Genomic DNA, 15,027 nt, shown 5'->3' with positions numbered 1-15,027 from the left:
GGGGCCTTGTCGGAGAAACGCATTTGTTTGAGGTTTTTGCCATTGGTGCGGCGTTTCTGTTCGGCCTTGCCGCAAGGCAGGTCGCATTGCCGCCCCTTGTTGGCTTTTTGGCAGCCGGTTTTTGCATCAACTGGCTCGGCCCCAAGGGCGGAATTCCTGCAGAAACCGGGGCAATTCTTGACTATATCGCCAATCTCGGCGTTCTTCTGTTGCTCTTTACCATCGGCCTGAAGCTCAAACTGCGTCAAATCACCGAACCTCATGTGCTCGGTGGCGCGTTGTTGCATTTTGCCCTGTCGATCGCCATCTTTGCGCCCATTAGCCGACTTCTGTTTACCGACGACTGGTTATCGGCTCTTTTGATCGGCATTGCCGTGGCCTTTTCCTCAACGGTGCTCTCGGCGAAACTCCTCGAAACCAGACATGAAATGGGCACCTTTCATGGGCGCACCGCGATTGGCATTCTGGTGATGCAGGATATCATTGCCCTTGTGGTGCTGGCGATTTTTGCCGGCAAGGCGCCCGGTCCATGGGCGCTGCTGATTTTTGCGACGCCGTTGCTGCGCCCCTTGCTCTACAAGCTGTTGGATTTGGCGGGGCATGATGAGGTGCTGGTGTTGACCGGCATGGTGCTCAGTTTGGTGATCGGGGGCGTCGGCTTTCAGATGATCGGTTTAAAGGGCGAAATCGGCGCTTTGGTGATGGGACTGCTTCTGTCCAACCATCCTCGTGCCAGCGAATTGTCAAAATCGCTCTGGGCCTTGAAGGAAATCTTCCTTGTCGGCTTTTTCCTTTCGATCGGCATGTCCGGCTTGCCGGACTGGCACGCTTTGCTGTTTGCGATCGGGCTTGGTCTGCTGTTGCCGCTGAAAGGGGTGTTGTTTTTCCTCATTCTGGTGCTTTTCAAACTGCGTGCCCGCACGTCCTTCATCGCCGCTTTGTCGCTGACGGCCTATAGCGAGTTCGGCCTGATTGTTGCTGCTGGCATTCCTGCGGTCGAGCCCTATCTGGTGCCACTGGCCATCGCCGTCTCGGTTTCTTTCCTGATTGCTGCTCCGCTCAATCACTTCGCCCATCCGTTGTTCGAACGCTTTGGTGTGCTGTTGCAGCCTTTCGAGCGCCCGATCCGCCACCCGGACGAAGTGCCCAAGGATCTCGGAGATGCGGATGTGCTGATTTTCGGCATGGGCCGGACAGGCTCTGCCGCCTATGAGGAGCTGGTTGCCAATGACCGCCAGCCGATTGGTTTGGATGCCGACATCTACAAGGTTGAAGCCCATGAAGAGGCGGGGCGCAACGTTATTTTCGCTGACGCGGAAGACTGCAATTTTTGGGATGGGGTGAATATCAAAGGCATCGACGCCGTTGTGCTGGCAATGGATGATATCGAGGCCAAACTGATCGCGACCCGTATGTTGCGGGAGCATGGCTTTGCAGGCACCATCGTCAGCCACGCTCTGCATGCGGATCATGTCGACATGATCCATGATGCCGGGGCTGATCAGACCTATCTTTCCCTGAAAGAAGCCGGTCGCAGTCTGGCAGGTCATGCCATCGAGGAAACCGACATGTCTGATGAGGAAGAGACCGCAAGGCCTGAGGCCAGACTGGCCAAGGAGTGAAGGGCTCCCGGCCGGATCAGCAAAGTGCGGGCTTTGCGAGCCGGACCGGGAGCGGATTGCCTAGAGAGGCAATTGGAACTCCGATAGGGCGAGCAACCTGTTTGCTTCAGGACTGCTCAAAAAATGGCGAAAGCCTGACCCCACAAAGAGTGCGGGGACGGGGTCAGGCTTTGCCAATCAGCAACGGCCGTGGGGGGTCACAGCCATGTCGATAATGTCTTTGCTTGTCAAATTCCAAGACATTTCACGTTGAATTTCCAATGCCAGCTTAAGGCCTGCGGCTTGCAGGTCCGAAGCGGCTCCGGGGACGCCGAGAGTCTCTGCGACGCCCCGCGCATAGCCGATCATATTGATGACGGCCATGAATTCATCCACGCGGTCTTGAGACGTTGGTCTGGTCTCAGGTGTAATCATCTCGTGCCTCACATATTGCTCTATTGCATTTTGTGGCACAAAAAAACGGCGCATGCGCGTTGCAAAGGCGTTGCACACGCAACGCGAGTTGAAGGTAAGTGATGACGATCTGCTTGAAATGCTTTAGGAATACAACTTTCGCCAAAGTGGCGTTGCATTGAATTGCCACTCCTGCTGAGGCTGGTTGAGACAATCGGTCGCACGCATTTCGTCCATCAATGCGATGGCGTCAAGACGTTTCTGATCGACTTGGGCCGCTTTGATGATGGGGTCCACTCTCGCCCATTCAAGCTCTGCTGTTGCCGCCATTTTTTTCCATGTGCGGTCCTTGAAGAACAGCGCCCGTGCTGCCTTGGACAGGCGGGCTTCCTCCTCGTTCGACAACAAGCCGATAGCCACGGCCTCGGCCAGCGTTGCATCCACATTGACCAGCGGAACCGTCATGGCGAAGTAGCCGAGTTCTGCGGGGCTGTGAACCAGTGCAACGTCAGCATCATCAATACGTTGGCCGGAAATATAGGCATCAAAAATCTTGCCAATCCCAATCATGCCGTAGGCAGCACATTCCGCTGCCCGCAAGGCGCCCATGCTGGCGGCACCATAAACGGCCTTGCCTTCAGACAGCGCAAAAAGCAGTTCCTTGTGCCAAACCGGCGCAACAAATTCGAACTGGCCATCAATCAGGCCAATGGCCGTTGCCCCATCCTCAAGCGCCTGCATCACATCGCCCTGACAGGCAGGCGGGCGGACGACCAGATCGTCCCCTGCATGGGATTTTGCATCGGGTAGACTTGGCCCGACAAACACAACCTTCATTGCAAACTCCGTAACAGGGCGCGACTGCCAAACCGCACCTTGCGGTCGCCGTCTGGATTTTCCAATTGCGGTGCAAAAACCTTGGCAACGCTAACGGGTAGCCAGTCGGGTCCGATATCCACCGCATACAATTCGTCAATATCCCGCTCAGCCAGATGCGCCACCAATCGATCAAGAGCTGTCTCTGTGTCACCCACCGCCATCACCGGCATTCCGTCGAGCTTTTGGCCAAAGGGGGCGTCAAAGGCTTTCAGGGTGATCGGGCTGGCCGGCTGGGTGAAGGTGCTTGGCAGCAAGTCATCCCGCGCTCCGGCAATGAAGGTCATACGCGATTGCACCACTTCTGAAATGGCCCGTGAGGCAGCAATCAGCGGGAAGGGCGATGCGCCCGCCCCGAGCGTCACATCCACATGGCGCAGCGAGCCGGGGGACCGTTTCTTGGGGGCCAGCAGGGCAGATATGCAGGCAATGTCCAGATCGCTGGAAATGTCAAACAGGGCAATCTCAAGCCCGGCGGCATCGATCTTTTCCAGCATCATCTGCAGCTCGGTATCTTCGAGACTGGCTGGATCAATCCGTTTGCTCAGCCGTTTGGCCGGGTTGGTCACAGCCCACAAGGTCAGGGCATCGCGCTCGACCCGTTCCAGCAAGCCATGCAGCACCGCTTCGGCCCATGTGTTGCCGGAAGCCAGACCATCAGACGAATGCCAGAAACGGGGTTCGAGTGCGGTGCGATCAAAGCTGACGGCATCAAACGGCACCCAGGTTGGCGCATGGGTCAAAAGATTGGTGGTTCTGGCCCAATTGATGGTCTCATCCGGCTCAATCGGTTGCTTGCCGATGGTCAGCAGGCACTTCATCGGATGCACTTCACAGCCGTCAGACTGCAATTGCACCTGCGTGGTACAGAGCGTCTCACAGTCGGGCTGGGTGGCAATGATCCGTTCAACGGCTTCCATCGCCGCCGAGGTGCGGGCGCATTCATCGTCCGCTCCTTTGCCTTGCGCGATGACGATCGCCCGCGCATTGGGGGAGTAGGCGCACCAGACCGGAATGCCAACCCGATCAAGGCCGGTCTGGCTCGCAACCCGGGTGATGCCCAGACGCGAAAAATATGGAGAGACCTTGTCGAAGGTCTCTCCTGGTGTGCATTTTCGGAAAGAACGGATTCCCGAATAAAGAAATTCAGCGGTCATGGAGCGTGCTGGATGCCTCGAAGAAACCACCGGACACTTCAAAAAATCCGCCAGAGGCCTCAAAGAAACCGCCGGATGCTTCAAAGAAACCACCGGCTTCCTCTTCTGCCTGATTGATCATCACGGCAAAATCGATGCCACGGGTCAGAGGCGCTTTGGCATTGCGCATTTCTGCCACTTTCTTCATATCGCCCTTGGGGCCGGTATCCAGTGCCACCACGGTACCTGCTTCCAGATCCGCTTCCCACAGGCCGTCTTCGCCTTCCAGCCCGAATACAACAATTTTTGACATAAACGTCTCCTTTCTAAAAACCAGCCTTCTTGAGGCCTTCGCGGTAAAGCTCGATTTGCCATGCCTCCTTGATCGGCACGACCGAGAGCCATTGATTGAGGTCGAATTGTGGATTGTCTTTCAGAACGCGACTGCGATAGGTACGAGCCTTGCCCGTTTCCCCCAACATACCCCAACAAGCAGCAGCCAGACGCAGGGCAGGACTTCGGTCTTTCATGCGATTGATGTAATCGAGTGCCTGATGATAATCGCCAACAAAGAAACAGGCACCCGCCGCACTCCAGAAATAGGCATCCGGTGAAATCGGGTTGAGCGAAATCGCGGTGTCGATCTTCTCCAGTGAGCGTTTCGGATCGCCCCCATGGGTCAGGCTGTCCGCGTGACTGCACAACACATCGGCATAATGGGGACTGAGATGTTCCGCCTCGCTCAGTGCCTGCAGGCTTTCATCAATCTTGCCCAGATAAAGCCTGCTCATACCCAGTGCCTTGAAAGCTTCGGCGGATTGGCTGTCTTCCTCGATGGCGATGCTTGCCACTCGTTCCGCCTCCAGCAACAGATCCGCATCTCCCTGGGCTGTCAGAACCCATTCCATGCTCAGCGTCCGCGATACGCCCGCCAGAGCATGGGAGAATTTACTCTGCAAATTCAGCGAATCCTTGAATTGCCGCCGGGCACTGCGGACGGATGGCAGGGTCAGTTTCGAAAGAGTCTGCAGTCCGGTGAGATAGGCACAATAGGCGTCGGGATTGGCCTTGAAGTCATGCAGCGCCGGGGTGTGATAATGGGTGAAGTCGATGATCGAGGACTGGATGGCCTCCGAGATCATGGCGCGTTGGCTGATCGTATGACCCGGATCAAGCAAGAAGCGATTGGCCCAGATGATTTCATCTGTAGGCATGAAAATCAGCTGGACATAGAGATGATCGCCGGAGCGCTTGGTATCCAGCACATAGGCCACGTCAAACTGCTTGAGAAGGGACGCACGATCCTTTGACTGGGCTATCTTTTCCGAGGTGTAAGGCGCAACCATAGAAACCGTACGGCTGGCGCATAGCCCAATGGTGATATCCTCGATCAGGGCGCTAGCAATCGAATTCTGGCTCGACACAATGCCAAGTTCTGCCGGAGGCAGCAGAGCCACCCGCGGTAACGCAGTCTTGCTCACCGCCCGATCCGGATTGAAGGCGGTTGGTTGATCCGGCGTTCTGGCGGACGCGGGCAGCAGCAGTGGCGTCGCCTCAACCTGTTCGGGGGCGGCTTGGGTGACCAGTGCCTGTCGGATTTCCTCATCCTGCGGGTCATCTTCCAGCAACAGAATGGCCGCATGCTTCAAATCGGCCTTCAGCGCACTGGCGGCGGGCTTGTCACAAAGGGCCAGGAAATCGCATCGCAAATTCTTCACAAGCGCAATGCGCACCGCGCGGACCCATTTGTCCAACGGTGCCTGATTGTGACCATAGCCCTGAAGAAAGCCCTTCGATATCAGCTCACACAACCCCTTGAGCCGCTTCACCGGATCTGGCTCTGCCATCACTTCCAGATCACAGCCCAGCATGCCCGGTGCAATGGCAATGTGGCGATTGTCCAGTTGCAGCAGATCGTCGCCCTCCGCAGGCAAGGCAGAGCCAAGCCGCCTGAGCATCGAACGAAGATTGGTGGAGGCCACAGAATCATCCCGGTCCCAAAGCATGCGTGCCAGCTCGTGGCGCGCAACCGGACGGCCTTCCTGATGCAGAAAAGCCAGCCCTACAAGAGACAGGGCCGGCACATTGACGGTATGGCCGTTCGGATCGGTCAACGCGCAGCCACCGCAGGTTTTCAAGTGAAACGCCATGTTTGTCCCGTTCATTATGGTGTCGCTGTTCTTGCTTGCCTATCATTGTGGGCCGAAATGAGACGCAGATCCATAGGGGCTTTAACCAGTAGAAACTCTCAAAAACAAAACGCCAGATAGGTGACTTGCTGCTTTGGATTGATGGTAACCGATATCGCACATATTAAGGGTATAAAGAGGATTGAGCCATCAAAAGTTGCTTCTGGTCATGGTGACAGGGATAAAGCTATGGGGAAAGAAAGTTAACCAACTGAAATATAACAATTTAAATCATAGATGAGCAGCCTGCCATTGCTGTGATGGCTCCGTGACCAACCCCAACATTCCATTCGACAAAAGAAGAGTTCTCGCATCTCCCAACCCGTCGGGGCAAATTGGTCGATAAGCCTCGACGCTTCACCGACGATGCTGTACCGGACAGCAATGCGGAGCCAAGCAAGGGCTCTGCTTGCAATAGTTGACAAATGGCGCTATCGGTAAAATACTTATATGTTATTGATATAATTCATTAAATAAGAATTTATTTACAGTTTTATACCAGTCTGTCTCCATTGAATAATTTTTTTTGGAGTTGGGAATGGCACAACGAATTATGCCAACCGGACTGGAACGTCACTTCGATCCCGGCGAAATGCTTGTCAGCAAGACTGACATGAAGGGCCGCATCACCTATTGCAACCAATTGTTCCGCACCATTGCGGGCTACAGCAACAAGGAGTTGCTTGGCCAGCCCCACAGTTGTGTCCGTCATCCTGACATGCCGCGCGCTGTTTTCAAGCATCTATGGGCTGCTTTGGAAGCCAGGCGCGAAGTCTTCGCCTATGTGAAGAATATGGCCAGCAACGGCGATCACTACTGGGTTTTTGCTCATGTTACGCCCTCGCTGAACGGATCAGGGCAGGTGATTGGATACCACTCGGCCCGCCGTGCGCCCGAACGGTCCATCCTGAGCGATGTGATCGAACCCCTTTATCGTGACTTGCGGGCCATCGAAAACGGCGAAGACAATCGCAAGGTTGGCCTTCAGAAAAGCACCAATCGTCTTGCCGACATTCTGGAAGAGAAAAGAACGACCTATGATCAATTTATCCTCACTCTCTAAACTGCGTTTGGGACTGTTGGTCAGCAGCTTGTCGATGGCGTGCGCTGTTGGTCTCATGGCAACCGGGTTAATGGGTGGCGGGCTTGCCGCAATGATGGGGATTGCCCTGCTGGGGCTGGTCTATGCGTTATGGCAAAGCCAGACCACTGCACGCTCTCTCGCCCACACGGCGGAGATCTGTAGGCAGATCGGAGGCGGCGACTTTGAGGGCAGGGTCAATGAAAATCTCGATTCAGGTGATGTGCGCGCCATGATGACGGCGGTCAATTATCTCGTTGACCGGTTTGACACCTTCATCCGTGAGGCGGTGGCGTCCTCCAACGCTTTGTCCCACAACAAATATTATCGCCGCATTCAACTCGCGGGTCTCAATGGCAGTTTTCAGGCCTATGCCATCCAGATGAATGATGCCATCAATCGCGTGCAATCCCGCATCAATGACTTTGCCAGTAAGACGACCCATTTCGAACAGGCAACCAAGGTCATTGCTGCCAATCTGTCGCAGGCTGGCGATCAGATGAATGCCACCGCGACCGACATGACCCAAAGCGCTGCCAACACCAACGAGCGGGCAGCCATTGTTGCCTCGGCCAGTCACGAAACGTCGGTCAATGTGCAGACCGTTTCCTCTGCGGTGGAACAATTGAGCGCCAGCTCTCGCGAAATCGGCACCCAGATCGAACGATCCGCCCGGGTCGCCAGTCGGGCGGTCAGTGAGACCCGGCAGGGGGAAGAGAAAATCAAGGGGCTGACCGCCTCTGCCGAAACCATTGGGCGCGTTGTTGAACTGATTTCTGCTATTGCCGAACAGACCAATATGTTGGCGCTGAATGCCACCATTGAATCGGCCCGTGCCGGAGAGGCAGGGCGGGGCTTTGCCGTGGTTGCTGGCGAGGTGAAGGAGCTGGCAGGCCAAACCGCCAAGGCGATTGAGGAAATCACCCAGCAGGTTCATGCGATCCAGTCTGCGACAGAAGGGGCCGTGACCGCCTTTGGCAATGTGTCTGAGGTGATTGGCGAGATGGAACACATCACTTCGGCTGTCGCAGCCGCTGCCGAACAGCAGAATGCGGCGACTGCCGAAATCGCCCGCAATGTCGAAGAAGCCCATCTCGGAACCGAGCAGGTCGCCCAGAATATCACCACCGTGTCGCGCAATGCGGAGGAAACGGGACAGGCGGCAGACTTCGTCATGGCATCTGCCAAACGCATGAATGGGGATGCCTCGATCCTGCAAAGGGAAGTCTCGGAGTTTATCCTTGGATTGCGTCAGGGACCGCTCGACCGGCGCGAGACCCTCGATGCTGACTATGATGGCCCAGAGCGCCGGGTATCATGAGCGTCGGGTATCATGAGCGCTGGGTATCCTGAGTACCGGGTGTCATGAACGGCCGGGTATCCTGGCAAAGAGATCACGGATGAGGCGGTCTGCGGCGGTGGTTGCAGGCTGCCTTTTTGCTGTCTGATGCGCCCGGTAGACCTTCCGGCAAAGAGACAGTGTTCCTGACCGAGGGGAAGGGTGTGGTGGGGGGCGTCAATCGGTCTCGACTATCAAGAGCGACTCGTCGTCGCAGGGTGAAAGCTCGCCTTTGGTGGTACAAAAAGAGGTGGCAATTGCGTCAAATTTGCAGCGCACAAAACGTGGGTCGGGACGATTCCGGCTGCAAGCGCGCGGAATGGTGCAGGAGAGCTGACCTTGTTGTGGGCTATTATGCTGTTTTGGCAGATCATTGCGGCAGAATGAGGGGATGTGCAAGAAGTGCGCATTTTGGGCTATGCAAATGGTGCAAAACTGCCATGCGATGTAAATAATCGCTAATTTCTGAGTAATGTCAATGAAACCAGCCATAAGTCTGGCTAGGCAAGGATTGGCCCGACAGAACACGCGAGGGCATTTGGGTGGCTGTGATGCAGGATTGGAATAGGTCGCCTGCTAGACTCCCTTTCAGCTCGGGTGGTACATGAAGGCCAGATTTTCCATCTAGGGATAAACAGACAAATGACCGCATTTTCCGAACTGCAACAGCCCATCACCCAGCTGACCAGCCTCACCTTTGACGAGCTGGAGATTGGCCAGTCTGCCAGTATTACCCGCGTACTGACCCTGACCGATATCAACCTGTTTGCCACCATGTCCGGTAACACGGACCCACTGCATTTCCCCGAAGGATCGGAAAGTGCGATTTTCTCGCAGCCTGTCGGTCACGGCATGTGGGCCGGTTCTTTGTTTTCCGGTCTTCTGGGCACGCGCCTCCCCGGCCCCGGAACGATCTACCACAAACAGAATCTGAAATTTCTTGCGCCGATCCCCCTCGGCTCCACGGTCACAGCAACGGTCACCATCGAATCCAAGAAAGCCTCCAAGAACGGTCCCAAGCTGGTCTCCTTCGACTGCAGCTGTGTCGACCAGACCGGCAAGCTGCTGGTCAAGGGCGAGGCGATCGTCATTCCCCCAAGTGAACATCGCAGCCAGGAAGGCCATGCCTTGCCGGAACTGCAATTCATCGCCCATGACCAGCTGGATCTGCTGACCGAAAAATGCGCAGATCTCGATCCGTTGCCAACCTCGGTGGTTTATCCTTGCGGTCGCGTCGCGCTGGAAAGCGCCTGCCTTGGCTATCAGCTTGGCCTGATCGACCCAATTCTGGTTGGGCCGGAAGACAAAATTCGCGAAGTGGCCGAAGACAACAATCTCGACATTTCCAACTTCCGGCTGGTCGATGCCCGCGATGAGCTGGATGCCGCCGCAAAAGGCGTGGCACTTGCCAAGAATGGCGAAGCCGGCGCGGTGATGAAAGGCTCTCTGCATACAGACGAGCTGATGGCCGCGGTGGTCAAGCGCGAAGTCGGTCTGCGGACGGCCAAGCGCATCAGCCATGTTTTCGTCATGTCGGTGCCGAGCTATCCGAAGCCTTTGCTGATTTCGGATGCCGTGGTCAATATCTCACCCAATCTGGAAGACAAGGTCCATATCATCCAGAATGCCATCGATCTGGCACAGTTGTTGGGTGTTGAAACACCAAAAGTTGCCATCCTGTCGGCGATTGAAACGGTCAATCCGCGCATCGTCTCGTCCGTCGATGCGGCCTCGCTTTGCAAAATGGCCGACCGCGGTCAGATCCGCGGTGGTTTGCTGGATGGTCCTCTGGCCTTTGACAATGCGGTCTCCGCAGAAGCTGCCCGCACCAAGGGGATCATCTCCGAGGTGGCCGGTCAGGCCGACATTCTGCTGGCACCGGAATTGGCCTCGGCCAACATGCTGGTCAAACAGTTGTCTTTCCTGTCCCACGCCGACGCGGCTGGTATCATTGTCGGGGCCTCCGTGCCTGTGATTCTGACCTCTCGCGCCGACAGCCTGCCTGCCCGTCTTGCCTCTTGCGCATTGGCCGTCCTGATGGCCGCAGGCGAAAAACGCAAATAAGCGACGATTGAAAGCATCGACAGAATGACACAATCCGACATCAAGAAGGGAGCGCTGCTCGTCCTGAACAGCGGCTCCTCCAGTGTGAAATTTTCCATTTTTCAGCTCGACGCAGACGGCGCGGAAGGGGTTGTCCCACTCTTTGCAGGCCAGTTGACCGGCATCGGCACGGATGCCCATTTGAAAGCCAAAAGCGAGGCAGGCGAGAAACTGGCCGACGAAAGCTGGGCCACCAAGGACGAAGGCACTGTTCCATCCATCCTGCCACATCTGCTGACATGGATCGAAACCAGTCTGCCAGCTGATCTGCCTCTGATCGCTGCCGGTCATCGGGTGGTTCATGGTGGTGAAGTCTATGACAAGCCAGTGGTGGTGACGCCTGAGATCCTCAAGCAGCTGGAAAGCTTCAGCCCGCTTGCCCCCTTGCATCAGCCGCAGAATGTGGCTGCCATTGAAGCGCTCGCCAAGACCCGTCCGGACCTGCCACAGGTCGCCTGTTTCGACACAGCCTTCCATCAGGGCCAGTCCGACCTCTGCTCGATCTATGCCCTGCCAAAGCGTCTCACCGATCAGGGCATCCGCAGCTACGGCTTCCACGGCCTGTCTTACGAATATATCGCGCATTATCTCAAGCAGGAAATGCCAGACCTGGCCAAGGGGCGCGTCGTCGTTGCCCATCTGGGCAATGGTGCCAGCCTGTCCGTGCTTGAGGACGGCAAAAGCATCGAGACTTCTATGGGCTTCTCCGCTTTGGAAGGTGTGCCAATGGGCACCCGGCCGGGCAGCATTGATCCGGGCATCTTGATCCATTTGATGCGGGAACATGACATGGATGCGGAAGATCTTGAAAAGCTGCTCTACCGGGAGTCCGGTCTACTCGGCATTTCTGAAATCTCCAATGACATGCGTGACCTTCAGGACAATCCCGACCCCCGCGCTCAGCTGGCGGTCGATTACTTCTGCAGTCGGGTTGCCAAGCAGATTGTCTCTCTGGCCGTATCCACCGGCGGTCTGGATGCTTTGGTCTTCACCGCAGGCATTGGCGAACATGGCCCGATCATCCGCAAGAAGATCGGCGACTATCTCAATTGGATCGGCATTCGCATCGACCCCGCTCGCAATGATGCCAACGCATCCCAGATCTCCGAAGATGGATCTCTGCCGGTCTATATCATCCCGACCGATGAAGAGATCATGATCGCCCGCCACACGCTGAATGCGCTGTCGGTCTGATCCCAAGCCGCATGAAAATTATCAAAGCCGGTCCTGAGATCAGGGCCGGCTTTGTCATGCCCGACAAATGAAAAAGGCGTGCCCGAAGCACGCCTTTTCAAATTCGATTGCTGGAAACAGTCGTTAGCGAACCGTCAGGCCGAACCGGACCTGATGGAAATCATGGCCGACCTTGGTCACGCTGCCGCTGGTATCAACACCGGTCTTTTTATAGGTGTTGTAGCTATAGGCCACATCGGCGCTCAGATGATCGCTGATCGCATATTCGAAACCGGCCCCGACGCTGTAGCCATTTTTGTAAGGGTCAAGGTTGGTGTTGTTGTTGGGCTGCGAACTGGTGGTGAACTGGCCCAGATTGGCACCGGCCATCACATAAGGCATGTAATTCTCAAACACATAACCAACCTTGCCGCGCACGGCCGCATGCCACATCAGGCGATATTTCAGGCTGGTCAGCGGGCCGCCCGGATTGGTGCTTTCGGAGCCGCTATGCATCGCCAGTTCGGCTTCCGCACCAACGCGGAAATCGTTGATCGGATAGAGATAGCCAACCGTTGCCCCGGCCGAAATGGTGTCGAGGCTGAAGCTGCCTGAGCTGTAGCCCCCCAGTTTCACATCCCCGGTCGAAGTGGCGACATTGACACCGAAGGACGGTCCGGCAAACAACAGGGCATTGCTGGTCGGCTCATCGGACTGGGTGATCGGATTGCCGAAATGATACAGCAAAGCCGCGCGTGCGATATGCACGTCGAAGTCCGACTTCAGCGTGGTTGGCACGCTGGCAAGGTAATAATTCTGCTTGCCATAATTCTGATAGACATATTCGGAGCGCAGCGAGATTTTCGGGCCAATGCGAACATCGATACCGGCACCGGCGGTGTAGCCGTAAACGGTTTTCATCTTGGCGGAAGGGCTGGTCGCACCCGGTGCGCTCTGCTGGTAGAATTCACCAGCCAGAACCCCGGCATGAACATAAGGCAGGAAACGACCGAGCGAATAGCCGACCTTACCGCGGGCTTCGGCATGCCAGACATAGTCACTATTGTGATAGGCCACGGTGCTGCCGTTATGATTGGCCTTGATTTCGTTGATCGACAGGCCGCCTTCCAGACCATAGACAATGTTGCCGGTCTGATAGTTCCAGCCCACCAGCACGCCACCCGTCGTATTGTCGCCCTGAGAGAAGCGTTCGGAAACCTTGTTGGTGCCATCCGATGAATTGACCTTACCGGTGCCCATGCCGAACTGAACGCCCATATAGAGGCCGCTCCAGTCATAGGCCGACTTGGTGCCGAAAACCTGTCCCATATCGGCAGAATTGGCCGGTGCCGCAAGACCAAGGATGGAAACAGTAGAGGCGAGCAGCGCTGCACGCGCGCATCGCGCAATGGTCCGGTCTTTATTCATTGTCATACAAGCACCCGAAAAATCAATTTGCCTTCGAAAAAAGACCAGAAACGAATTCGTTAATTCCAATCATTTTCGACAACGGCTCATAAAAGTCCCTTTTCGCTGTATCAGAGCGCTCGGCTGGAATCAAGTTAACCCCTGCCATTCCGGCACCTATCCCGCGTTGAAAAACGCAAGTGTGACACTATAGCCCAAATCTCGGGAACAAAAGCGGAATACGGAGTTTGCTGGCGCCCGCCTGCAGACCGGCTGGAGGCAAAAGGCAGGCGATCATGGGGTGCTGGCTGGGGATGAAAGCAGGAAAAATGGTGAGTCGTGGCAAGGCGGTAGGAAATTTGCTTTCAATATTGTGCCGATTGTTGGAACTCGCGCGTTCCAAAAACTGCATACATTCGAAACTGGGTCTTATTTGCTTTCTCAACGCCAGTTTGGGGTTGCAGTCTTTCGTCGAAAGCCGCAAATAATGAGCATGATTTCGTTTTTCGGGGGCAAGATTGGCAGCAACCCAGAGCAACGCAAATCTGGCCGGGAAGCGTTGGCAAAACAGGTTGGGGACAGGATGAGCATTTTGGTGACGGGAGGCTGCGGTTATATCGGCAGCCACATGGTTTGGAACTTGTTTGATGCCGGCAAGGATGTCGTGGTCATCGACAATCTGTCCACTGGCTTCCAGTGGCTGGTGCCCGATTCAGTGCCTGTCATAGAAGGCGATATTGGCGACAGTGCACTGGTTGCCGATGTGATGGCCGAGCACAAGGTCGACGCGGTCATTCATTTTGCCGGTTCCATCGTTGTGCCGGATTCTGTCACCGACCCGCTCGGTTATTATCTCAACAACACCGTCAAGTCCCGTTCGCTGATCGAGAATGCAGTGAAGGCAGGCGTCAAGGCCTTCATTTTCTCCTCCACGGCCGCCGTTTATGGCAACCCTGAAGGTGTCGAGGGAGCCCTGAGCGAAGATCTCCAGCTCGAGCCGATTTCGCCCTATGGCACCTCCAAGCTGATGACCGAATATATGCTGCGTGACAGCGCAGTGGCTTATGGCCTGAAATATGCTGCCCTGCGCTATTTCAATGTTGCAGGCGCTGATCCGAAAGGTCGCACCGGCCAATCGTCTCCGGTGGCAACCCACTTGATCAAGGTCGCCAATCAGGTGGCGCTTGGGCAGCGCGACAAGCTCGCCATCTTTGGCGATGACTATCCGACGCCTGATGGCACCTGCATCCGTGACTATATCCATGTCTCGGATTTGGTGGCCGCCCATGCACTGGCGCTTGAAGCGCTGCTGGACGGGCACGAACCGTTCGTCGCCAATTGCGGTTATGGCAAGGGCTATTCCGTTCTGGAAGTGGTCGATGCCGTTCGTCGCGTGTCTGATAACAATTTCTCCGCCGATATCGTCGCAAGACGGGACGGCGACCCGGCCAACCTGGTGGCCGATTCCACGCGCTTGCGGGGCATCACCAACTGGCAGCCGCAATATGATGATCTCGATCTGATCGTCAGGACTGCGCTCGATTGGGAGCGCGGACTTCTCGAAAAGGGCCACAACCGGGCCTGAGGCAGCAGTCGCCACTCACACACTGATCAGACCAAACCGGCCCGAAGCTGGATATGTCTGATCCGCAAACCACCACAGTGTGGTCCAGACGTGCTCCCAAGTCACACCGACTGGAGCACGAAA

Annotated in this window: 12 protein-coding genes; 6 read left to right on the top strand and 6 right to left on the bottom strand. The window is 56.0% G+C overall.

Annotated features, from left to right (window positions below; all coding sequences use genetic code 11):
* Nucleotides 1-23: 23 nt before the first annotated feature.
* A complete protein-coding gene (locus DSD30_RS02000) occupies nt 24-1,622 on the top strand; it encodes a cation:proton antiporter family protein (protein WP_114007914.1) in 1,599 nt (532 codons plus the stop codon).
* Between the two features lie 177 nt (nt 1,623-1,799).
* On the opposite strand, the gene DSD30_RS01995 is transcribed toward DSD30_RS02000, so the two are convergent.
* From DSD30_RS01995 to DSD30_RS01975, 5 genes are all read right to left on the bottom strand, one after another.
* Entirely contained in the window at nt 1,800-2,090 is a 291-nt protein-coding gene (locus DSD30_RS01995) for a hypothetical protein (protein WP_157967515.1), read from the bottom strand.
* Nucleotides 2,091-2,159: 69 nt separating this feature from the next.
* Nucleotides 2,160-2,852, bottom strand: coding sequence for a TfuA-like protein (locus tag DSD30_RS01990; RefSeq protein WP_114007912.1), 693 nt, complete (start codon nt 2,850-2,852; stop codon nt 2,160-2,162).
* Nucleotides 2,849-4,048 (bottom strand): YcaO-like family protein, encoded by a 1,200-nt coding sequence (locus DSD30_RS01985; RefSeq protein WP_114007911.1) that lies wholly within the window; start codon nt 4,046-4,048, stop codon nt 2,849-2,851. Before DSD30_RS01985 ends, DSD30_RS01990 begins: the two co-directional genes overlap by 4 nt.
* Entirely contained in the window at nt 4,038-4,340 is a 303-nt protein-coding gene (locus tag DSD30_RS01980) for a hypothetical protein (protein WP_114007910.1), read from the bottom strand. Before DSD30_RS01980 ends, DSD30_RS01985 begins: the two co-directional genes overlap by 11 nt.
* A 13-nt stretch (nt 4,341-4,353) precedes the next feature.
* A complete protein-coding gene (locus DSD30_RS01975) occupies nt 4,354-6,177 on the bottom strand; it encodes a hypothetical protein (protein WP_114007909.1) in 1,824 nt (607 codons plus the stop codon).
* A gap of 577 nt (nt 6,178-6,754) precedes the next feature.
* Between DSD30_RS01975 and DSD30_RS01970 the strand changes: the two genes are divergently transcribed.
* The 4 genes from DSD30_RS01970 to DSD30_RS01955 all read left to right on the top strand — a co-directional run bounded on the left by DSD30_RS01970 (nt 6,755) and on the right by DSD30_RS01955 (nt 11,933).
* Nucleotides 6,755-7,279, top strand: coding sequence for a PAS domain-containing protein (locus tag DSD30_RS01970; protein ID WP_114007908.1), 525 nt, complete (start codon nt 6,755-6,757; stop codon nt 7,277-7,279).
* Nucleotides 7,254-8,618 carry a methyl-accepting chemotaxis protein gene (locus DSD30_RS01965; RefSeq protein WP_198662788.1) on the top strand — a complete coding sequence of 455 codons (1,365 nt, stop codon included), beginning with the start codon at nt 7,254-7,256 and terminating at the stop codon, nt 8,616-8,618. The genes DSD30_RS01970 and DSD30_RS01965 overlap by 26 nt, the downstream gene beginning before the upstream one ends.
* A gap of 660 nt (nt 8,619-9,278) precedes the next feature.
* A complete protein-coding gene (locus DSD30_RS01960) occupies nt 9,279-10,700 on the top strand; it encodes a bifunctional enoyl-CoA hydratase/phosphate acetyltransferase (RefSeq protein ID WP_114007907.1) in 1,422 nt (473 codons plus the stop codon).
* A gap of 24 nt (nt 10,701-10,724) precedes the next feature.
* Nucleotides 10,725-11,933 (top strand): acetate/propionate family kinase, encoded by a 1,209-nt coding sequence (locus DSD30_RS01955; protein ID WP_114007906.1) that lies wholly within the window; start codon nt 10,725-10,727, stop codon nt 11,931-11,933.
* A gap of 123 nt (nt 11,934-12,056) precedes the next feature.
* Here DSD30_RS01955 and DSD30_RS01950 read toward each other — a convergent pair whose 3' ends face one another.
* A complete protein-coding gene (locus DSD30_RS01950; protein ID WP_114007905.1) occupies nt 12,057-13,346 on the bottom strand; it encodes an outer membrane protein in 1,290 nt (429 codons plus the stop codon).
* Nucleotides 13,347-13,902: 556 nt separating this feature from the next.
* Here DSD30_RS01950 and galE point away from each other — a divergent pair.
* On the top strand, nt 13,903-14,904 hold the full coding sequence (galE, locus tag DSD30_RS01940; protein WP_114008578.1) for a UDP-glucose 4-epimerase GalE: 1,002 nt from the start codon (nt 13,903-13,905) through the stop codon (nt 14,902-14,904).
* Nucleotides 14,905-15,027 lie beyond the last annotated feature (123 nt).

Origin of the sequence: Cohaesibacter intestini, assembly GCF_003324485.1 — a bacterium.
Classification (GTDB): Bacteria; Pseudomonadota; Alphaproteobacteria; order Rhizobiales; family Cohaesibacteraceae; genus Cohaesibacter; species Cohaesibacter intestini.
The sequence above is the reverse complement of the archived record's forward strand: the minus strand, read 5'-3'. Positions and strand labels throughout refer to the sequence as shown.